At 72.5% G+C, this 20,186-nt stretch carries 17 protein-coding genes and 1 pseudogene; 9 read left to right on the top strand and 9 right to left on the bottom strand.

Annotated features, from left to right (window positions below; translation table 11 throughout):
- Positions 1 to 2: 2 nt before the first annotated feature.
- From ACTMTU_RS03250 to ACTMTU_RS03235, 4 genes are all read right to left on the bottom strand, one after another.
- Positions 3 to 848, bottom strand: a complete 846-nt coding sequence (locus ACTMTU_RS03250; RefSeq protein WP_441261869.1) for an MlaE family ABC transporter permease — start codon at positions 846 to 848, stop codon at positions 3 to 5.
- Positions 845 to 1,828: an ABC transporter ATP-binding protein gene (locus ACTMTU_RS03245; RefSeq protein ID WP_441261868.1), complete on the bottom strand. Its 984-nt coding sequence runs from the start codon at positions 1,826 to 1,828 to the stop codon at positions 845 to 847. Before ACTMTU_RS03245 ends, ACTMTU_RS03250 begins: the two co-directional genes overlap by 4 nt.
- Before the next feature lie 262 nt (positions 1,829 to 2,090).
- Complete coding sequence (locus ACTMTU_RS03240; RefSeq protein WP_441261867.1) at positions 2,091 to 3,587, bottom strand: DUF6801 domain-containing protein; 1,497 nt, start codon at positions 3,585 to 3,587, stop codon at positions 2,091 to 2,093.
- A 127-nt stretch (positions 3,588 to 3,714) separates the two neighbouring features.
- A complete protein-coding gene (locus ACTMTU_RS03235) occupies positions 3,715 to 4,308 on the bottom strand; it encodes a hypothetical protein (protein WP_441261866.1) in 594 nt (197 codons plus the stop codon).
- 463 nt (positions 4,309 to 4,771) lie between these two features.
- Between ACTMTU_RS03235 and ACTMTU_RS03230 the strand changes: the two genes are divergently transcribed.
- Positions 4,772 to 5,989, top strand: a complete 1,218-nt coding sequence (locus ACTMTU_RS03230) for a helix-turn-helix domain-containing protein (RefSeq protein WP_441261865.1) — start codon at positions 4,772 to 4,774, stop codon at positions 5,987 to 5,989.
- 800 nt (positions 5,990 to 6,789) lie between these two features.
- Positions 6,790 to 7,047, top strand: a complete 258-nt coding sequence (locus tag ACTMTU_RS03225) for a hypothetical protein (protein WP_441261864.1) — start codon at positions 6,790 to 6,792, stop codon at positions 7,045 to 7,047.
- A gap of 12 nt (positions 7,048 to 7,059) precedes the next feature.
- Here ACTMTU_RS03225 and ACTMTU_RS03220 read toward each other — a convergent pair whose 3' ends face one another.
- Entirely contained in the window at positions 7,060 to 7,494 is a 435-nt protein-coding gene (locus ACTMTU_RS03220) for a YchJ family protein (protein ID WP_441261863.1), read from the bottom strand.
- 172 nt (positions 7,495 to 7,666) lie between these two features.
- On the opposite strand from ACTMTU_RS03220, the gene ACTMTU_RS03215 reads away from it, so the two are divergent.
- From ACTMTU_RS03215 to ACTMTU_RS03190, 6 genes are all read left to right on the top strand, one after another.
- Positions 7,667 to 9,403 (top strand): hydroxysqualene dehydroxylase, encoded by a 1,737-nt coding sequence (locus ACTMTU_RS03215; RefSeq protein ID WP_441261862.1) that lies wholly within the window; start codon positions 7,667 to 7,669, stop codon positions 9,401 to 9,403.
- An 89-nt stretch (positions 9,404 to 9,492) separates the two neighbouring features.
- Positions 9,493 to 10,839: a 6-phospho-beta-glucosidase gene (locus ACTMTU_RS03210; protein ID WP_441261861.1), complete on the top strand. Its 1,347-nt coding sequence runs from the start codon at positions 9,493 to 9,495 to the stop codon at positions 10,837 to 10,839.
- 102 nt (positions 10,840 to 10,941) lie between these two features.
- Positions 10,942 to 12,006 carry an NAD-dependent epimerase/dehydratase family protein gene (locus tag ACTMTU_RS03205; protein WP_441261860.1) on the top strand — a complete coding sequence of 355 codons (1,065 nt, stop codon included), beginning with the start codon at positions 10,942 to 10,944 and terminating at the stop codon, positions 12,004 to 12,006.
- Positions 12,000 to 12,686, top strand: coding sequence for a glycosyltransferase family 2 protein (locus ACTMTU_RS03200; RefSeq protein WP_441261859.1), 687 nt, complete (start codon positions 12,000 to 12,002; stop codon positions 12,684 to 12,686). The genes ACTMTU_RS03205 and ACTMTU_RS03200 overlap by 7 nt, the downstream gene beginning before the upstream one ends.
- On the top strand, positions 12,683 to 13,339 hold the full coding sequence (locus ACTMTU_RS03195) for a TIGR04282 family arsenosugar biosynthesis glycosyltransferase (protein ID WP_441261858.1): 657 nt from the start codon (positions 12,683 to 12,685) through the stop codon (positions 13,337 to 13,339). The genes ACTMTU_RS03200 and ACTMTU_RS03195 overlap by 4 nt, the downstream gene beginning before the upstream one ends.
- Entirely contained in the window at positions 13,336 to 13,986 is a 651-nt protein-coding gene (locus ACTMTU_RS03190) for a class I SAM-dependent methyltransferase (RefSeq protein WP_441261857.1), read from the top strand. The genes ACTMTU_RS03195 and ACTMTU_RS03190 overlap by 4 nt, the downstream gene beginning before the upstream one ends.
- A gap of 293 nt (positions 13,987 to 14,279) precedes the next feature.
- Here the strand turns inward: ACTMTU_RS03190 and ACTMTU_RS03185 are convergent, their stop codons facing one another.
- Positions 14,280 to 16,682, bottom strand: coding sequence for an ABC transporter substrate-binding protein (locus ACTMTU_RS03185; protein WP_441261856.1), 2,403 nt, complete (start codon positions 16,680 to 16,682; stop codon positions 14,280 to 14,282).
- A 294-nt stretch (positions 16,683 to 16,976) separates the two neighbouring features.
- On the bottom strand, positions 16,977 to 17,834 hold the full coding sequence (locus ACTMTU_RS03180; protein ID WP_441261855.1) for a helix-turn-helix domain-containing protein: 858 nt from the start codon (positions 17,832 to 17,834) through the stop codon (positions 16,977 to 16,979).
- A gap of 146 nt (positions 17,835 to 17,980) precedes the next feature.
- On the opposite strand from ACTMTU_RS03180, the gene ACTMTU_RS03175 reads away from it, so the two are divergent.
- On the top strand, positions 17,981 to 18,607 hold the full coding sequence (locus tag ACTMTU_RS03175) for an NADPH-dependent FMN reductase (RefSeq protein WP_441261854.1): 627 nt from the start codon (positions 17,981 to 17,983) through the stop codon (positions 18,605 to 18,607).
- Here ACTMTU_RS03175 and ACTMTU_RS03170 read toward each other — a convergent pair.
- Complete coding sequence (locus ACTMTU_RS03170; protein WP_441261853.1) at positions 18,495 to 18,989, bottom strand: hypothetical protein; 495 nt, start codon at positions 18,987 to 18,989, stop codon at positions 18,495 to 18,497. The genes ACTMTU_RS03175 and ACTMTU_RS03170 overlap by 113 nt on opposite strands.
- Positions 18,989 to 20,142 (bottom strand): annotated as a pseudogene (locus ACTMTU_RS03165) (molybdopterin-dependent oxidoreductase). Before ACTMTU_RS03165 ends, ACTMTU_RS03170 begins: the two are co-directional and overlap by 1 nt.
- Positions 20,143 to 20,186 lie beyond the last annotated feature (44 nt).

The following is a 20,186-nucleotide window of genomic DNA, read 5'->3' as shown; positions in this document are numbered from 1 at the left end:
GCTCAGCCCCCCTTCGGGGGGACGATCTGGAGATAGATCGCCGTGAGGACCATGTTCACGAAGAACAGCAGCATGAAGGTGATGACGACGGACTGGTTGACCGCGTCGCCGACGCCCTTGGGGCCGCCGCGGGGGTTGAGGCCGCGGTAGGCGGCGACGATGCCCGCGATGAAGCCGAAGATCAGGGCCTTGAGCTCGCTGATGTAGAGGTCGGGCAGTTGCGCGAGGGCGGAGAAGCTGGCGAGGTACGCGCCGGGGGTGCCGCCCTGCATGATCACGTTGAAGAAGTAGCCGCCGAGGGTGCCGACGACGGAGACCATGCCGTTGAGGAGTACGGCGACCAGCATGGTGGCCAGCACCCGCGGTACGACCAGGCGCTGGACGGGCGAGACGCCCATGACCTCCATGGCGTCGAGCTCCTCGCGGATCTTGCGGGAGCCGAGGTCGGCGCAGATCGCCGAGCCGCCGGCGCCGGCGATCAGCAGGGCGACGATCAACGGGCTCGCCTGCTGGATGACGGCGAGGACGCTGGCGCCGCCGGTGAACGACTGGGCGCCGAGTTGCTGGGTGAGCGAGCCGACCTGGAGGGCGATGACCGCTCCGAACGGGATGGACACGAGGGCGGCTGGGAGGATGGTCACACTGGCCACGAACCAGAACTGCTCGACGAACTCGCGTAGTTGGAAGGGCCGGCGGAAGATCGCCCGGGTCACCTCTGCGGCGAGCGCGAACAGCTTGCCGGTCTCGCGCAGCGGGGCGAGCAGCTTCGAGGGCGGTCTCACGGCCGGCACGCCGGCCCGCCTGTCGTCGGAGGGTGCGGGGGGACGCACCGGCGGCGGGGCGGTCATCCGGTGACTCCGCCGCCGGCCGGGCTGTAGCTCCGCGTGATCGCGGTGCGGGCAGCCTCCGGCAGTTGGGCCATCATGCCGAGCACCCGTTCCCTGCGGCGCAGCGCACCTTGGCGGACGGGCATACCGGGTGAGGGTTCGAGCTGGGGGACGACGGTCCGCGGCTGCCTCGCGCGGTCGCCGCCGGACTGCTGCTCCCTCGCGAGGGTGGCGGCGTCCTTCTCCTCCGACATCCCGATGGGGCCTTCGCGCCGCCCGCCGAGGAACTGGGCGACCACCGGTTCCTCGCTCGTCAGCAGCACCTCACGGGGCCCGAAGGTGACGAGGTTGCGGCGGAAGAGCATGCCCATGTTGTCGGGAACGGTGGCCGCGATGTCGAGATTGTGGGTGACGATCAGCATCGTGGCGTCGATCTGCGCGTTGAGATCGATCAGCAGTTGCGACAGATAGGCCGTGCGCACCGGGTCCAGACCGGAGTCGGGCTCGTCGCAGAGGATGATCTGCGGGTCGAGGACCAGGGCGCGGGCGAGCCCGGCGCGTTTGCGCATACCGCCGGATATCTCGCCGGGGAGCTTGCCCTCGGCGCCGAGGAGTCCGACGACCTCGATGCGCTCCATCACGATGCGCCGGATCTCGGACTCCTTCTTGCGGGTGTGTTCCCGCAAGGGGAAGGCGATGTTGTCGAAGAGCGTCATCGACCCGAACAGCGCGCCGTCCTGGAACATCAGGCCGAACAGCTTGCGCGTCTCGTAGATGTCGCGTTCGGGGCTGCCCACCATGTCGACGCCGTCGATGAGGACCCGGCCGCGTTCCGGTTTGAGCAGTCCGATGATGGATTTCAGGAACACGGTCTTCCCGGTTCCCGAGGGTCCGAGCATGACGCTGACTTCTCCGGCCGGGAGGGTGAGCGTGACGTCCTGCCAGATGTTCTGTTCGCCGAAGGACTTGGTGAGTCCTTCGACGACTACCTCGATTCCCATTTCACCTCCCGTTCGGTGGTCCGTGGGCAGCGGGCTGCACACAGGTGTCGAAAGTGGCGGAAGTGCACCGGGCGCCCGCACGTTACGTTCGGGTAAGCGGCCGGGGCAATGGCTGTGACCAGCGCATTCAGGCCGAACTCGGTGGTTTGTCACGCCATGACAAAGCGGCGGGGAAACCTTGTCCCCGGGTGCGTACGAGCGGTGACGCCGGCCCGGTCGCGGCCGGGTGATGCGGGAACGCGCTCATCGGGCGGACGGCTCCTCAGCTCCCCTGGCCGGGGAGCGGCGGAATCGTGGGCGGGCACTCGTTGTTCGGGCTGTTCGGGATGCACATGGGGCCCTGCCTCATGGCGATGACGTTGTCCGGCCCGGACAGTGACGCGCTGAACAGCTGGTCGAGGTCCTCACCGGCCGTACCGCAGCCGGAGAACTCGGGGATCGTCACGGTGCCTCGCATCGGTCCGCCCTTGAAGACGTTCTCGTAGTCGGGGAACTTGCCGTGCAGGACCACCCGGTAGGGACGTGCCGTACGGCAGGCGGGGCCGACGTCCAGCGGTGTGCCGTTGACCTCGACGTCGTAGACGCGCAGTGACTGGTAGAAGCCCGCCTGGGCGAAGTTGATCCTGTTGGGCGGTGAGCCGATGGTGCCGGTGGAGATGGTGACGGGACCGTTGGTGAACTCGACCTTCGCGGTGACGGGCTGGAACCCGAAGGTGAGGAAGGTCGATGTGGCATCGGGCAGCGGCAGCTCGCCGTACGAGTCGGCGCGGAAGTAGCTGCCGCCGGGCCGGGTGCCCGGCCGGGACACCGACCGGGTGACGGCCAGCACGTTGATGAGCCGCGGAGCGTCGGACGGGTCGTTGACGATCATCGCGCCGCCGAGCTTCTCGACGTTGGCGAAACCGACGGCGTACGCGCAGCCGAGCCGGCCGGGCAGGATGGTGACACGGGGCGGTTCGCCGCCGGGCGGGGGCTGGGGCACGAAGCTCTCGTCGATCCCGCCGGCCGGCATCTCCGTAGGGCAGGGGCTTGCCGGCTCGGACGGCGAGGGTTCCACGGCGATGTCCTGCGGCCGCACGGGTTGCTCGGCGGTGGGGGACGCGGCGGGGTCCGACTCCTGCGACGGGCCGGGGCGGTTGCCGCCGGGCACGGGCACGGGCACGGTCGCCAGCAGGGCGTCCTGTCCTTCGGCCGGCCGGCAGTCGATGGGGGCAAGCGCCGCCGGCTGCGTCTCCTCACCCGTCTGCGGCCGCAGTTCCAGCCTCATGGCGGCCGCGGTGAAGGTGATGTCGCCGGGGGCGGTGACGGTCACGGAGGGAACGGCACCGCTGTGTTCGAGCACCAGGTCTCCCGAGCCGTCCGGCACGGGGGCGGCCGGCGCGGCCAGAGCTTCCCAACCGGCCTCGGCAGAACGCCCTTTCTGCGCGACCAGCACGGTGAGATCGGCAAGACCGGCGACGGTGGTCGTGCCCTCCGGCAGCACGCCTTCGAGCGCGGCCGGCCCGATCGTCAGCCGCACGGCCGGTTCACCGGGCCGGACGGGCCGGTTCACCACACCCGCGTCGGGATAGGAGCCGGAGATCTCGGCGGTCACGGTATGCGTTCCCGACGGGAAGCCGCAGTCGTACGCCACACTCACATCGGTGTCCTGCGCCCGGGCGGCAGAACCGGGACCTGCCAGAATTCCCGCGACCAATCCGGCGGCGCCGAGAAAGGCGACACGGGAAATACGAGGAGGACGTTTTACAACGCCCGTCATGGTGCCCCCCATTGACTGGTTTTCGGCTTTGTTGCCGGGGAAATCGATCCGCTCCCGAGATCGCCGCGGGAACCCCGTCCCCCGGTGGACCGGGGCACGGGGCGGGCCGCGCGGCTGCGGACGGGGGTCAGTCCGGGGAGATCGTGTGGCCGCCGGAGACCGCGTAGACGGCCTCGTACAGCGCTTCGTCGCCGTCGTTGATCAGGCCGAGGCAGTCGGCGTTGGAGGCGATCAGGCTGCCGCCGTTGATCACCAGTTGCTTGGTGTCGTTCTTGTAGTGGCCGGTGACGGTGCCGGCGAAGTCGGCGGTGCAGCCGGAGCCGCTGATGCTCGCGTCCACGCCGCTGATGGAGCCGTCGACCGCGTTCGGCACCGCGCTGACGCCGGTGGCGTTCAGGCTCCACGGGAAGTTCTTGCTGGTGACGTCGAACGGGATGCCGATGACCGAGCAGTCCTCGAACGTCAGGCTTGCGATGGAGCCGATGCCGTCGCCGGCGTTGCCGGAGCCGGAGACGAGCGAGCCCGAGGCGCTGGAGGAGGCGCAGTCCAGCGTGGCGGCGGGCACCGTGAGGGTGGGGTTGGTCGCGACGGCGGTGAACGCTCCGCCGGGGGTGACCGTCCAGGTGACCAGTGACGTGGCCGAGGCCTGCGTCACCGTCATGCCGAGAGCGGCGGTCAGCGCCGCCGAGGCGATCAGGGCGTTTCTGGCAATTCTTCGCACGGGTAGTTCCCTTCAGGGGGATGGGCTTGCCTGATGGACCTTTTTCGGCCCTGGCGGACGGGCCGAAAAGCGTTGCGGCTCAGTTCTGGAACGCGGGTCGAATTCTCATGGCCACCCGGTCGTGCATCTTTCCGAAGTGACGCTACGAGCGGGTAACCGGCCGCGCAATACTGGTTCGGTAGATTCCCGCAACGCCGCTACCAGCCGGTATTTTCTTGTCGCCGGCGCCACAGGCCGCCCCGGATTCTTGTCGGGAAGTGAGCACTCCTCTCCCGGCGCCCCACGGCGCGCCGCCCGCTCCCCGGCCGCTTCGCGCCCATGCCGCCCCGCGCCGACCGCTGTGCAGGCGCTCCGCGCTGGACTATGTTCAGCACCCACGAAGTCGTCACGCCTGTCGGTCCGTGGGAGCGCTTCCCCCACAGCCCCCACCCCCACCGGACACCCGGAGATCGAGGGGACAACCATGCCGAGAACGACCACCCAGCCGTCGGACGCCGGAGAGCCGCTCGGGCCGCTGCCACAGGAGTTCGCCGCCATCATCCGGCCGGAACTGCCCAGCCTGATCCAGGAGATCGGCATCGAGGTGACCCGTGCCTATCCCGAGTACGGGCGATTACTCAAGGGCCCGTACGGGCAGGCCATCCAGATCGGCGTCGAACAGAACATCTCCGTCTTCGTCGACCAGGTGGCGTCCCCTTCGGCGCCGTCACCGCTGCGCGACGAGATGCTGCGCCGCTTCGGCCGGTTCGAGGCGTACGAAGGCCGCAGCCTCGACTCCCTCCACGGCGCCTACCGGCTCGGCGCCCGCGTGGCCCTGCGCCGCGCCAAGCGGATCGGCCGGCGCTACAACCTCTCCCCCACCCTGATGCTGAGCTTCGCCGACGCCCTCTTCGCCTATGTGGACGAGCTCGAGGCGCTCACCAGGGAGGGCTATCTGGAGGTGCAGGCGAGGACGGTCGAGCAGGAGGCGACCGTCCGACGCAGGCTGCTGCACCTGATCATGGCGGGACCGCCGGTGCCGCGCTCCGCGATCACGGAGCTGTCCGAGCAGGCGGGGTGGCCGCTGCCCGAGAAGGTCACCCTCGTCGCCCTGCGCACGTCGCCGGAATTGGCCGGAACGGAACTCGACAACGATGTCCTCGGGGAACTCGGCGGACCGCACCCGCACTTACTCGTCCCGGGACCGGTCGACGACCAGCGAAGACACACGCTGGAGAACGCGCTGACCGGCCACCGGGCCGCCGTGGGACTGACCGTGCCGACCGCCGAGGCCGCGGACTCGATCCGATGGGCCCGCCGGCTCCTCGACCTCATCGACTCGGGTGTCGTGGACGACGCCCCCCTCACCTTCTGCTCCGACCACATGCTCACCCTGTGGCTGCTGTCGGACCCCGCCCTGCTGAACCAGCTGGCGGAGCGCGAACTCGCCCCCCTCGCCGGGCTGACGCCCACCCGCCGCAACCGGCTGATCGAGACCCTGCGGATCTGGCTGGACACCCGTGGCACCGCCGCCAGGATGGGCGAGCTGCTCGATGTGCACCCGCAGACCGTCCGCTACCGGCTGCGCAATCTCGAATCCATCTTCGGTGATCAGCTCACCGACCCCGAGAGCCGGTTCGCGACCGAGGGGGTGCTGCGCGCGTTGCACTTACGGGAGCGCCGCGACCGCGGCACGCGCTGAACCCTTTGCCCCGCTCCGTGAACGGCGTGCCCGTGACTGTTCCGGACCGCAAACCCGACCGCCGGTCCACGCGGGCCGCGGGCGGCGCAATGTGATCGATGAAGGCGACCGGAAGGCTTCGTCCGCAGCGGGTGATCACCGGGCACCCGTCACCGGCGGCGGGCCGCGGGAGGGCTCGTCGGGGCCGGATGATCTCCCCGTCGGGGATGTCCGGGCCGAGTGTGGCCAGTGTCACCCTCGGGCCCGCGGCCGAGGGACCCGGCGCGGGCCGCAGGCCCGTACTCCGGCCGGCGCCGCGGGCGGGCATGACGCTGTGCGCGGAGTCTACAATGGCCTGACCTGCGCTTTCGCACTGCTGATCGCGGGGATTCCGGGCCGCGCAGGAGGCCGCGCAGATCCACGGAGGGCGGCCGCCGGCCGCCCGGACCGCCGGAGCGGGCACGTTCCGGCCGTGGCCGGAACGTGGCGGCGGAGTGACGCGAGGGGCCCGTTGCGGCACCTCAGTGATCAACCAGCTCGCCGTTCCACCCACTTGAGCTGCGCATTCGGCCGCCGAAGCCCCGATTCCGGCCGCCGGCGTCCTTTTTGCGCCGCAAGGCCGTCGATTCGGGTGCTTCGGCGGCGTTCGCGTAAGGTATGTCGGCGGTGCCGCCGGGGGCGGACGGCCGGGCGAAGGGTGCGGTGCGTGCCTCTCGTACGGCGTCCTTCGTCCCCCTGAGCAGCGCCGCCGGGACGCGGTCGACTCACTCCCGCGTAACGAGAGATCACGGGGCGACCCGTACGGTAAAGAAGGACTTCACGTGACCGCCTCCCCCCTCGTCCCGGTGCCGATCCCCGACCGCGTCGCGGCGCTGATCGGGTCCTGCATGCCGGTCCACATCCTCCAGGCGGAGATCGACGCCGAGTGCGCGGCGCGCGAGGTGAGCCTGTTCCGCGGGCCGCTGTGCGCGGAGGACCGGGCGGACCGGGAGCACGCGCTCGCCACACTCGCGCGGGCGAACAAGGTGCTGGCCGCGTACGACCCGCGGCTCACGGTCATGCCGCGCCGGCGGCGCTGACCGCCCGCGTCCTCAGTCGATGAAGGTGCCGTCGACGTACACCCAAGCGCCGTTCTCACGCTCGAAGTTGCTGTGCTCGTGCAGCTCGCCCCGGTTGCCGTGGTGGCGGTAGCGGGCGCGGAAGGTCACGGTGCCTCTCGAGTGGAAGGCGCTGCCGTCCGTGGTGGCGACGATCTCGAGTGAGGTCCACTGCATGCCCGGGTCCAGCTCGAGGTGCCGGGGCCTGGTCGACGAGTGCCAGGTGCGCAGCAGGTACGCCGCGTCACGGGCGACGAAGGCGCTGTAGCGCGAGCGCATCAGCAGCTCTGCCGTGGGCGCGGACTCCTCCCCGCTGTGGAACCGGCCGCAGCACTCCCCGTACGGGGCGGGCAGCCCGCAGGGGCAGGGCGACTCGGCGGTGAGGGTGGGAGGCGTGGTGCTTCTGGTGTGTTTGGTTCGTCGGGCCATGGCTTCATTTTCCAGCCATTGAGCAATGGCGGCGCACGCGTGGCTTCCGAGTCGTGGGGGACCTCCGTATGCTCCAGCGCCGGACGCGAAAGTTACCGTCGGTAAGGGGCTTCGGATGGATCGTTCCGGCACGTCACGGCGTACCGCTCGGCCTACCTCACGACGCACGTTCATGGCGGGCGCCGCAGCCGTGGGCGGCACCGCGGCACTGGCGACCGCCACGGCCTCCGGGACCGCGGCCGCCGCCGCGCCGGCCCTCTCCGTCGCCGTCCTCGGCGGCGGCGTCGCCGGGCTGACAGCGGCTCATGAACTCGCCGAGCGCGGGTTACGTGTCACCGTCTACGAGCGCCGGGCGCTCGGCGGCAAGGCCCGCAGCATGGACGTGCCCGACAGCGCCAGGGGCGGCCGCAGGCCCCTGCCCGCGGAGCACGGCTTCCGCTTCATCCCCGGGATCTATCACAACCTGCCCGATACCATGCGCCGCATCCCCTTCCCTGGAAAGCCGGGCGGCGTCCGGGACAACCTGGTCGCACCGGCCGAGATGTCGTTCAGCCGCACCGGCCGCGAGGACCTGCGCATCCCGCTCCCCTGGCCCGGCCACCGGCCGCCCGGCCTCACCCTCGACGACATCCGCCGCGCCCTGACCGCGATGCTGGACACGGCCCTCGGCATCCCCTTCCACGAGACCGCGTACTTCGTGAACCGCATGCTCGTCTTCCTCACCAGCTGCGACGAGCGCCGCGATCGGACCTGGGAGGCCACACCCTGGTGGGAGTTCATCAGGGCGGAGGAGATGAGTTACGACTACCGGCGCATCCTCGCCGTCGGGCTCACCCGCAACATCGTCGCGACCAAGGCCGAGGAGGCCAGCACCCGTACCGTCGCCACCCTGCTCGAGGCGTTCGTCCTCAACGCGCTGGGCCGCGGGGCCGACGGCCCGCTGGACCGCATCCTCGACGCCCCCACCAACGAGGCCTGGATCGACCCGTGGGTGACCCATCTACGGTCCTTGGGCGTGGAGTTCAAGGTCGGCTGGACCGTACGCGAGGTGACGTACGCCGCCGGACGGGTCACCGCGGCCGTGATCGAGAACCCGCGGGGCGGGCGCGAGTCGGTGACCGCCGACCACTACATCTCCGCGATGCCGGTGGAACACGCCCGGCGCACCTGGGGACCCGCGCTGCGCGCCGCCGACCCGCAGCTCGCGCGCTGCGACAAGCTGCGGACCGACTGGATGACCGGCATCCAGTTCTATCTGACCGAGCGCGCCCCGCTGCTCCACGGCCACCTCAACTGCATCGACTCGCCCTGGGCGCTGACCGCGATCCAGCAGGCCGCGCACTGGCCCGGCCGCGACTTCCCGGCCGACTACGGCGACGGCGTGGCCGTGGACTGCCTGTCGGTGGACGTCTCCGAATGGGACCGGCCCGGCATCCTGTACGGCAGGACCGCGAAGCAGTGCACCCGCACGGAGGTCGCCAAAGAGGTGTGGGCGCAGCTGAAGGCGGCGCTGAACGACACCGGCAAGGTGGTCCTCAAGGACAGCGCCCTGCACTCCTGGTTCCTCGATCCCGGCGTCGACGGCCTGGGCACCCCGCACCCCACCAACGACGACGAACTCCTCATCCACCCGGTGGGGACCTTCCACAACCGCCCGCAGGCCGCGACCCGCATCCCGAACTTCTTCCTCGCCGGGGACTACGTCTCGGTCGACATCGACCTCGCGACCATGGAGGGCGCGAACGCCTCCGCCCGCGCCGCCGTCAACGCCCTGCTGGACAACGCCGGCTCCACCGCGCCGCGCTGCACGATCACACCGCTGTTCCGTGCCCCGGAGATGGAGCCCTTCAAACGGCACGACCGCACGCGCCACCGGCTCGGCCTGCCCAACGCGTTCGACCTCGGCTGACGCCTCCGCCCTCGGTGTGGAGGCGTCCGGTCTCCGACGCAGCCACCCGTAGGACCGGCCCGCCGGCGGCCGCCGAGTAGCGTACGGGCATGAAGCTCACCATTCTCGGCGGCGGCGGATTCCGGGTCCCTCTGGTGTACGGGGCACTGCTCGGCGATCAAGGAGAGGGGCGGGTCACCCGCGTCACCCTGCACGACGTGGACGGCGGCCGGCTGGACGCGGTGTCCCGGGTGCTCGCCGAGCAGGCGGACGGGCACCCGGACGCGCCCGAGGTCGTCGTGACCCTGGACCTCGACGAGGCCGTGCGCGGCGCCGACTTCGTCTTCTCCGCCATCCGGGTCGGCGGACTGGAGGGCCGGGCGGAGGACGAGCGGGTCGCCCTCCGCGAAGGCGTGCTCGGCCAGGAGACCGTCGGCGCGGGCGGCATCGCCTACGGGCTGCGCACCGTGCCCGTGGCCGTGGGCATCGCCCGCCGGATCGCCGCGCTCGCCCCCGACGCGTGGGTCATCAACTTCACCAACCCGGCCGGCCTGGTCACCGAGGCGATGAGCCATGTCCTCGGCGACCGGGTCATCGGGATCTGCGACTCGCCGGTGGGGCTCGGCAGGCGGGTGGCCAAGGTGCTGGGCGCCGACCCCGCGAGCGCCTGGATCGACTATGTGGGCCTCAACCACCTCGGCTGGCTGCGCGGCCTGCGCGTCGGCGGACGCGACCGACTGCCGCAGCTCCTCGCCGACGACGACGCGCTGTCCTCCTTCGAGGAGGGCAGGCTCTTCGGGCCGGAGTGGCTGCGGTCGCTGGGGGCCGTGCCCAACGAATACCTGCACTACTACTACTTCAACCGCGAGACGGTGCGCGCCTACACGGAGGCCGAGCAGACTCGGGGTGCGTTCCTCGGCCGCCAACAGAGCCGCTTCTATGCGGAGATGCAGCGCCCCGACACACCGGCCCTGACGGCCTGGCACCGTACGCTCGCCGAGCGGGAGGCCACATACATGGCCGCCAACCGGGACGCGGCGGGCGTCGGCGAACGCGACGAGGACGACCTGGAGTCCGGTGGCTACGAGAAGGTCGCGCTCGCCCTGATGCGGGCCGTCGCCCGCGACGAGCACACCACGCTGATCCTCAACGTCCGTAACCGCGGCACCCTTTCCGTGCTGGACGCCGACGCCGTCATCGAGGTCCCCTGCCTGGTCGACGCCGGCGGCGCCCATCCGGTGAGCGTCGACCCTCTGCCGTACCACGCGGTCGGGCTCGTCACCGCGGTCAAGGCGGTCGAACGCGAGGTGCTCGCCACGGCGGAGAGCGGCTCGCGGGCGGGCGCGGTGAAGGCCTTCGCGCTGCATCCGCTGGTCGACTCGGTGAGCGTGGCCCGCCGCCTCCTCGACGGCTACCGGGCCGCGCACCCGGGGCTGGCTTACCTGACTGCCCCGTAAGGCGGAGCGGGGCACCCGACCGGAGCAGCGCACTCCTTACGTACCTGTGACGGCACGGCGCGGACCTGCGATCCGCGGGTCCGCCCGCCGTAGCGTCGCAGCATGCGTGTACTAGTCACAGGCGGCGCGGGCTTCATCGGCTCGCACATCGTCACGGCGCTCACCGCGCGGGGCCATGACCCGGTGGTCCTCGACGCCCTGCTCCCCGTCTCCCGTTCCGCGGCACGTCCCCGGCCGCCCCTGCCGCCCGGCGGCGCGTGGATCCACGCGGACGTGCGGGACCCGGTGGCGGTGGCCGACGCACTGCGCGGCGTGGACGCCGTCTGCCACCAGGCGGCGATGGTCGGCCTCGGCACCGACTTCTCCGACGCGCCCGACTACGTCAGCTGCAACGACCACGGCACGGCCGTGCTGCTCGCGGCGATGGCTGAAGCAGGGGTCGCCGACCTGGTGCTCGCCGGGTCGATGGTCGTCTACGGCGAGGGCCGCTACGACTGCGCCCGGCACGGCCGGGTCCGGCCCGGTCCGCGCGCCGCGGCCGACCTCGCGGCCGGCCGGTTCGAGCCGCTGTGCCCCGCCTGCGGCGACGCGCTCGTCCCCGGTCTCGTCGACGAGGACGCGCCCGTCGACCCGCGGAACGTGTACGCCACGACGAAGCTGACGCAGGAACACCTGGCGGCGGCCTGGGCCAGATCGACGGGCGGACGCGCCGTCGCCCTGCGCTACCACAACGTGTACGGCCCCGGAATGCCGCGCGACACCCCCTACGCGGGCGTCGCCGCCTTCTTCCGGTCGGCACTCGAACGCGGCGAGCCGCCCCGCGTTTTCGAGGACGGCGGACAGCGCAGGGACTTCGTCCATGTACGGGACGTGGCCGAGGCGAACGCCGTCGCCCTGGAGGCGGTCCACGGGCGGCAGCCGGGAGTTCTCACCGCGTACAACACCGGCAGCGGCACCCCGCGCACCGTCGGCGAGACGGCGGCCGCGCTGGCCGCCGCGCACGGCGGGCCGGAGCCGGTCGTCACCGGCGAGTTCCGACTCGGCGACGTACGGCACATCACCGCCGACTCGGCACGGCTGCGCACCGAACTGGGCTGGAAACCCCGCGTCGGCTTCGACGAAGGCATGGCCGAATTCGCCGCGGACGGACCGGGGGCGGCATGCTGACCGCCGACGTCGTCCTGCCCTGTCTCGACGAGGGGGAGGCACTCCCCTGGGTGCTGTCCCGCATCCCGGCCGGCTGGCGGGCGATCGTCGTCGACAACGGCTCGACGGACGGCTCCGCCGAGATCGCCCGCGCGCTCGGCGCCCTCGTCGTCCACGAGCCCCGGCGCGGCTTCGGTTCCGCCTGCCATGCGGGGCTGCGGGCGGCGGAGGCCGAGTACGTGTGCTTCTGCGACTGCGACGCGTCGCTCGACCCGGGACTGCTGACCGGGTTCGTCCGGCGGATCGCGGACGGCGACTCGGACCTGGTGCTGGGGCGGCGGCGACCGCGGAAGCGGGGGGTGTGGCCGGCGCACGCCCGGGCCGGCAACGCCGCTCTGTCCCGCATGCTGCGCCGGCGCACCGGCTTGCGGCTGCGCGACCTCGGCCCCCTGCGGGCCGGGCGCCGCGCCGACCTGCTGGCCCTCGATCTGACCGACCGCCGCAGCGGCTACCCCCTCCAGATGGTGGTCCGCGCATGCGACACGGGCCTGCGGGTGACGGAGGTCGACGTCCCCTACCTGCCGAGGACGGGGAAGTCGAAGGTGACGGGCACCTGGCGGGGCACCTGGCACGCCGTACGGGACATGAGCGCGGTCCTGGCGGAACCGCCGCGTTCCCCGGTGAACGGCGGCACCCTGTGAACGGCACGCTGCTGGTGATCGCGAAAGCGCCGGTGCCCGGCCGGGTCAAGACGCGGCTCAGTCCCGCCTACACCCCGAAGGAGGCCGCCGCGCTCGCCGAGGCCGCGCTGCGGGACACCCTCGACGCGGTCCTCGCCACCCCCGCCCGCCGACGGATCCTGGTGCTCGACGGAGAACCGGGGGCTTGGCTGCCGCCTGGCGTCGAGGTCGCGCCGCAGTGCGGCGGCGGCCTCGACGCGCGGCTCGCGGCCGGCTTCGCGCTGTGCGGAACGGAGGGGCCGGCCCTGCTGATCGGGATGGACACCCCGCAGGTGTCCCCCCGGCTCCTCACCGCCGGGCTGGAACCGGGCCCCGGCGAGGCCGCGTTCGGCCCTGCGGAGGACGGCGGGTTCTGGGCGCTCGGCCTCGGCTCGCCCGCCCTGCACGGCCGGCTCGTGCTCGGCGTACCCATGTCGTCGCCCGACACGGGCGCCGCACAGCGGGAGCGGCTCGTCGGAGCCGGACTGACGGTGCGTGAACTGCCGACGCTACGGGACGTCGACACGCCCGACGATGCCCGTGCGGTGGCCACCACCGCGCCGCACACGCGGTTCGCCGCGGCGCTGGCCACGACGGTCGGAGCCGGCTCAGGAGCGGGAGCGGGGGCGCGGTGACCGCGCCGCCGTGGCAGGCCGACCCGTACACGGACGCCCTGCGCACCGGCCGCGGCCCGCTGTTCCTGCGCCGCCCGGACGGCCGGCTGCTGCCCCTGGAGGTCGAACGCTGGTGCGCGGAACCCGACGCCGCCGACCGCACGGTCCTCTCCCACAGCCACGGCGCCGTCCTGGACATCGGCTGCGGTCCCGGTCGCCTGGTCGCCGCGCTCGCCGCGCGCGGGCGGACCGCGCTCGGCATCGACCTCAGCCCGGAGGCCGTGGCCCGCACGATACGCATCGGCGGCAGCGCGCTGCGCCGCTCCGTGTTCGACCCCCTGCCGCGGGAGGGCCACTGGGACACGGCTCTGCTGATCGACGGCAACACCGGCATCGGCGGCGACCCGGGCGCGCTCCTGTCCCGGGTGGCCGAACTCGTCAGGCCCGACGGTCTGCTGATCGCGGAGGCGGCCCCGCTGGACGTGGACGAACGCACCGTCGTCCAGGTCTTCGACGGCACGACGGCGGAGGGCTCGGCGTTCCCGTGGGCCCGGGTGGGCACGGAGGCGCTGCTGCGGTACGGGCGGGCGGCGGGGTGGGGGCCGGAGGACGTGTGGAGGGCCGGGGGGCGACGGTTCGTGGCGATGCGGCGGGGGGCGGTGGCGTAGCGCCTGCGGCGGGCGTTTCCCCTACCCTCCCCTGCGGCCTGGCGGCCGTGGGGGTACCCCCACGTCCCGAACCGGGCTCCGCCCTGTCCCGGTACCGCGCTTCGCGGGTGCTCTCCCTCGCCGGAGGAGCTGATTTCGCGGACCCTCTCTGCCTGACCCGTCGGCAGGAGGGAACATCGGCCATGCACATCGCCGTTCGTGCGTGGCCGCCTCCGGGCGCGGCCCGCAGGAGACCACGCGAGTCACGGCGCCCAAGGCCGAGCTGCTTCCGGGGCGCGTCGCCCCAGCGGACGTCAGTTGGTGGCGGGTCCGCTCGTCACAGTCGCCCAGGAGCCGTCGTTCACCGCGTACACCGTCAGCCGGCGGTTGACCGTGTCGCCGTTCCCGTCGAAGGCGACGCGGCCCGTGACACCGTCGAAGGCCAGCCGCGCCACGGCCTGCGGCAATTTCGCCCGGGCGTCGCTGGGGAGGGTGCCGCCGTTGGCCGTCACGACGGCCTTCACCGCCTCGATGAGGGTCCAGGTCGCGTCGTACGCATAGTGGCCGTACCAGCCGGCCGCCTCCCGGTACCCCGCCTTCCCGTACCGGGAAAGGAAGTCCTGCCCTGCCGCCGACTCCTCGGCGGGCACGCCGATGTTGGTCGCCAGGTCGCCCTCGGCCTTCGGGTTCGCCGTGAGGTACTGCTGGTCGAAGATGCCGTCGCCGCCCATCAGGGGGACGTTCACCCCCGCCTGCTTGAGCTGCCGGGAGAGCGGCGCCGCGGTGTCGTAGTAGCCACCGAAGTAGACGGCGTCCGCGCCCGAGGACCGGACCCTCTCGGCGAGGCCCGCGAAGGCGCGTTCCGCGGGGTCGACCTGCTCGGTGCCGACGACGGTCCCGCCGAGCTTCGTGAACTCCGCCGTGAAGCCGGAAGTGAGGGCGGCGCCGTGGGCGCTGGCGTCGTCGACCACGTAGAGCTTGGTCTTCTTCGCCTCGCCATGCAGGTACCGGGCTGCGAACGGCCCCTGGTCGACGTCCGTGGCGACGGTACGGAAGTAGGTGGAGTGCGGACGGGTCTTGGTGCCCGCGGCCCAGTCGGGGCCCATCGTCAACACGGGGTCGGTGTTGCCCGGTGACACGTTGACCATGTCCGCCCGCGCGAGCGGTGGCACCAGGGCTTTGGCGACGCTGGAGTTGAGCGGTCCGACGACTCCCAGCACCTTCTCGTCGGACACGAATTGGGCGGCGTTGGACCCGCCCTTGGCGGGGACGGCCTCGTCGTCCAGGGCCTTGATCTCGAAGTTCACCCCGGGGACGTGCCGGGTTTCGTTGGCGGTCCTGGCCGCCAGGTCGGCCGAGTTCCTGATACCGACGCCCATCGAGGACAGCCCGCCGCTGAGCGGTGCGTCCACCCCGATCACCACCGTGACCGAGGAGGCTCCCGAGCCGCTGCCGGCCGCCCCGCCGCCGGGTGTGTCATCGTCCCGGGCGAGGGTCCAGGTCAGGACGGAGCCCGTGGCGAGCGTGGCCAGCGCCGTGCCCAGGACCACGGAGCGCCGGGTGAGGGCCCGCCGCCGGGCGGACACCCGCTCGCCGTGCTTCATCTCGGGCGTCGCCCCGAGCGTGACCGGGCCCTCGGCCGGGGACTCGGGCACGGGCGGGCCGGTCGGCCGGTCCGGCACGGGGCGCCGCGGGCTGCCGGCCGCGGACCCGGAGTCCAGGACGGTGGGGGTCCGCGGGGACGGCGTCGTCGATGCTGCCTGCTCCGGCGCGGTCGAAGCGGAACCGTGCTCCGCCGCGTCCGGTGCCGGTACGGGGGTCGCCCCCGTACCGGGCGTGGGTGTGGGAGCGGGCTCGGGTTCGGGCGCGGCGGACGAGTCGGCCCGGGGCGGGGAGGACCGCAGCACCGACGCCAGCATCTCGGCCGCTTCGGCGGCGCCCACGCGCTGCGCCGGGTCCTTGGTGAGGAGCGCGTCCAGTACGGGCGCCAGCGGGCCGGCGTGGACCGGGGGCCGATGGGGGCGGGTGAACACGGCCACGGCGAGGGCGTGGAGCCCCTCCGCATCGAACGGCGGGTGCCCCTCGACGGCGTGGTAGAGGGTGGCGCCCAGCGCCCACAGGTCGTTGGCGGGGGTCGGGCGCTTGCCCTCCAGCTGCTCCGGCGGCATGTACTGCGGCGTGCCGATGACGATCCCGGTGTGGCTCAGCTTGGTCGTGGCGTCCGCGAGGTGGGCGATACCGAAGTCGGTGAGGACGACACGGTCCTTGGTCAGGAGCACGTTGTCCGGCTTGATGTCACGGTGGATGATCCGCGCTCCGTGCGCCTCGGCCAGCGCGTCGAGCATGGCGGCGCCGATCTCGGCCACCCGCTGCACGGGCAGCCGGCCCCGGCCACGGATGGCGGCGGCCAGGGACTGCCCGCGGATCAACTCCATGACGATGACGGGGGCACCGTGGTGCTCCACTACGTCATGGATGGTGATGATCCCGGGGTGGCTGAGAGTGACCGCTGCGCGGGCCTCGCCGGTGAACCGCCGGAGCAGCGCGGCACGGTCGGCGTCGTCCATACCCGGCGGGAAGAGGATCTCCTTGACGGCGACCTCGCGTCCGAAGAGCTGCTGGTCGAGGCCGCGCCAGACCCGACCCATACCGCCCTGGCCGATGCGTTCGACCAGTTGGTACCGGCCCGCGATGAGTTCGGGATTCTGCTCGGTCACGCGCACACTCTAGGTCCTGCTGAGCCGATCAGGTGACGGAAGGACACCTTGATCACGCCCACTGTGCGCGGTGCGCTGGGGACCACATGTCCAGCGCCCTGCGAGGCGAGTGCGGGAGCCCGGCTTTGCCCCTTGGCCTGGCCGACCGTCTCCCTCGCGGCGGGCACCGCATCGCCGCGGAGGTAGTGCTCACCCCTCCCAGGGCGGTCCGCGGCGCTGACCGGCCGAGGCGCCGGCAGGCGAGCGCCGGCGGGAGCACGGCGCGGGCTGGTTCGCCCCGCGCAGCGGGCCGGATCAGCCGCCCGGGACCGCCCGCAGCGCCCCCGGCCGGCGCCCCGTCAGCGCGTCCAGCGCCGCCGCGGACGCCGCGTCCGCGGGCACGTGGACCAGCAGGCGCTGGTCGTCGTCCGCGGGCAGTTCCAGCGTCTCGTAGGCGAGCCGCAGCTCCCCCGCCTCCGGGTGCACCACACGCGTGACGCCGTTCGCCCGCGGGAGCCCCGGCAGTCTTTCCACCCGGCCGGTGAAGACCGTGCCGACCGTCACGGTCAGCTCGTCCGCCAGCGCCGCGATGTGCATGTCCGCGCGGAACGGCCCGTGTTTCAGCGACGCGACCTGTTCGTCGGCGACGAGTTCCCAGTCGGGGTAGGCGGCGCGGGCCCGGTCGTCGGTGAGGACGAAGCGGGCCGCGTTGGGCGGGGTGCCGTCGAGCATGCCGAGCGGGCCGAACAGCCGCTCGTACCCTTCGGTCCAGGCCAGCAGTTCGCTCAGCCGGTTGACGAGTACCGCGGGCGCGGGCTCGAGCCGTTCGAGCAGGGCCCGCACGGTGGGGCGGACGTCACGAGCCGGCCTCGCGCCGCCCATGCAGTTGAAGCCGGCGTCGGCGGACTTGGTGAGCCGGTGGAGGTGGATACGTTCGCCGGCCGAGAGCCGCAGCGCGTCGGCGAGCGCGGAGAGCACGGGCGGGGAGGGCCGCCGGTCCCGGCCCTGTTCGAGGCGGGTCACGTACTCGACGCTCACGCCGGCGAGCGTCGCCAGTTCCGATCGGCGCAGGCCGGGTGTACGGCGGCGGGGCCCGGCGGGCAGGCCCACGTCGGCGGGGGTGACCGCCTCGCGGCGCGTGCGCAGGAAGAGGCCCAACTCGTTGTCGCTCACCGTTCGAACGTAACAGCCCGGACCGTCGGGATGGTGGCCCTGTCACTACCAGTCTCGGCCCGGCCTTCCTCGGTACCGTCCCGGACGGCAGGTTGGGACGCGTCGGCCCCGAGGGGGGCCGGCCCCGTCCCTTGAGGAGTACATCCGTGTCCGAGAACAACGTCGAGAAGAATTCCGCGAAGAAGCTCGAGCTGGTGGTGGTCATCGGCAGCGTCCGCCAGGGCCGCTTCGGTCCCGTGGTCGCCGAGTGGTTCGCCGAGCAGGCCCGGCAGCACGGCCGGTTCGGTGTCGAGGTGGTGGATCTGGCTGACACACCGCTGCCGCTGGACCTGCCGCCCCTGCCGCCGGCGCTCCAGCCCGACATGGAGCGGCCGGCGGACATGGCCCCGCTGACGCGGCGGCTCGCGGCGGCCGACGCGATCGTGGTGGTGACGCCGGACTACAACCGCAGTTTCCCGGCGTCCCTGAAGGCCGCGATCGACTGGCACTACACCGAGTGGCAGGCGAAGCCGATCGGCTTCGTCGGCTACAGCGGCGGCAGCGGCGGTCTGCTGGCGATCGAGCAGCTGCGCCAGGTGTTCGGTGAGCTGCACGCGCACACGGTCCGCGACATGGTCTCGTTCCCCCGCTACTACGAGCTGTTCGCTCCCGACGGCACGCTCATCGACCCCGACGGCCCCACCGCCGCGGCCAAGACGATGCTCGACCAGCTCGACTGGTGGGGCTCCGTGCTCCACGACGCGCGCCGTGACCGTCCGTTCGGAGCCGCCTGACGGCGGCCGTGCCGCGCAGCCGCCGCAGGAGTACCACCGCCGCGGTGGCGAGGGCCACCGCGGCAAGGGACAGCAGCCAGTTGCGCGGATAGTCCAGTGGAAGGACCGAGGGGTTGTGCGGCGTTCCGGGGGCGAGGAGGACCGGCAGGGCGATCAGTGTCAGGCAGCCGGCGGTGACGAGCGCCCCGCGCAGCGGTCCCCGGCCGGGGAGCCGTGCGAGCAGCAGCCCGGCGGCGAGCACCAGCGGGGCGAGAAGGAGGTCGTGGAGGACGACCGCTCCCGCCAGCCAGAGGGCGACGTCCCTGGCCTGCCCGCCGCTGAGGAGGAGGAAGACGCCGACGCCCATGAGGGCGACACCGGCCGCCCCTGTCGCGATACGCATCACAGCACCTCGATCCTGCCGACCCACTTGGTCTGCCATACGCCGGGACGGTTGGGGGCGATGATCCGGGCGGGGAAGCCGTGGTCGAGGGAGAGGACCTCGCCGCCCAGGCGCAGCGCGAGGAGCGTGAGCGGGTCGTCGGTGTATCCGCCGCCCATCTCCATCACCCGGTAGGCGCCGCGCCGCTCCAGCGATACGACCCTCAGCGCGGTGCCGGGCGGTGCGCCGGCCCGCTCCACCAGGTCCTGGACACGTACGCCGGTCCAGCGCGCGGACTGGCTCCAGCCTTCCACGCAGGCGATGGGCAGGGTCACGGTGTGCTGGGGCAGTGCGGCCAGCTCGTCGAGGGTGAGCGTGTACGGGCGGGGGCCGGTGACGGTGAGCCGCCAGCCGGTGAGGTCCGGGACGCTCACGCGGGCCGCGACGGCGGTGCGGTTGACGGGCAGGCCCTGCGGTCCGTGGTCGGGGTGACGGGGCGCGAGGAGATCCAGGCGCCGCAGTGGGGTGAGGGACTGGCCGACGGTGGTGAGGGTGACCGCCCCCACGGCCGCGGCGAGGCCGGTGAGGAGGGAGCGCCGGTCCGGCCCGTCCGCGGCGGGCAGTTCGAGCGTTCCGGGCGAGCGCCGGCTCCAATGGTCTCTGATCTGCGGGTATTTGACGCGATGTGCAGGACGAGGGCGCCTGCCAGCAGCCAGGCCACCGCGAAGTGGACGGGCACGAAGGAGAACGGCCACGGGTACCACTGGGCGGTGTTCAGCAGTCCCGTGGTGAGCTGGAAGAGGGCCGCGGCGACCAGCACGCCCACCGACAGCCGTTCGAGGGCGTGCCGCAGGGACCGCAGCGCGGGCCGCACGAACAGCCTCGGATAGACCGTCCACAACTTGACGATCAGGAGCGGGACGGCCGCGATGCCGCTCGCGACATGGAGGCCCTGGTTGAGGCGGTAACCCCAGTACGGCCGGCTGGGTAGCGAGCCGGCGAGCCAGTCCGGCGGACGTTGCAGGTAATGGCTGATCACCCCGGTCACGAAGCACACGGCGATCGCCACGCCGAGCAGGCGGCCGACGGCGGTGGCCGTGCGGGCGTCGTGCAGCCTGCCGGTGAAGCTCGGCGGCCGGAGGGTGATCGGTGGTCGGATCCTCATGTCTTCCATGAGACCTCCGCCGGGGGCCGGTCCGAGGGATCCGACACCTTACG

This window comes from Streptomyces sp. OZ13 (assembly GCF_052068155.1).
Classification (GTDB): domain Bacteria; phylum Actinomycetota; class Actinomycetes; order Streptomycetales; family Streptomycetaceae; genus Streptomyces.
Note: the sequence above shows the minus strand (reverse complement) of the source record. Positions and strands in the feature narration are given on the sequence as shown.

Coding starts and splice junctions, on each gene's coding strand:
- ACTMTU_RS03245 (WP_441261868.1), bottom strand. CDS start 1,828: ATGGGAATCGAGGTAGTCGTCGAAGGACTCACCAAGTCCTTCGGCGAA.
- ACTMTU_RS03220 (WP_441261863.1), bottom strand. CDS start 7,494: ATGGCCCGACGAACCAAACACACCAGAAGCACCACGCCTCCCACCCTC.
- ACTMTU_RS03205 (WP_441261860.1), top strand. CDS start 10,942: ATGCGTGTACTAGTCACAGGCGGCGCGGGCTTCATCGGCTCGCACATC.
- ACTMTU_RS03240 (WP_441261867.1), bottom strand. CDS start 3,587: ATGACGGGCGTTGTAAAACGTCCTCCTCGTATTTCCCGTGTCGCCTTT.
- ACTMTU_RS03230 (WP_441261865.1), top strand. CDS start 4,772: ATGCCGAGAACGACCACCCAGCCGTCGGACGCCGGAGAGCCGCTCGGG.
- ACTMTU_RS03200 (WP_441261859.1), top strand. CDS start 12,000: ATGCTGACCGCCGACGTCGTCCTGCCCTGTCTCGACGAGGGGGAGGCA.
- ACTMTU_RS03215 (WP_441261862.1), top strand. CDS start 7,667: ATGGCGGGCGCCGCAGCCGTGGGCGGCACCGCGGCACTGGCGACCGCC.
- ACTMTU_RS03210 (WP_441261861.1), top strand. CDS start 9,493: ATGAAGCTCACCATTCTCGGCGGCGGCGGATTCCGGGTCCCTCTGGTG.
- ACTMTU_RS03250 (WP_441261869.1), bottom strand. CDS start 848: ATGACCGCCCCGCCGCCGGTGCGTCCCCCCGCACCCTCCGACGACAGG.
- ACTMTU_RS03170 (WP_441261853.1), bottom strand. CDS start 18,989: ATGCGTATCGCGACAGGGGCGGCCGGTGTCGCCCTCATGGGCGTCGGC.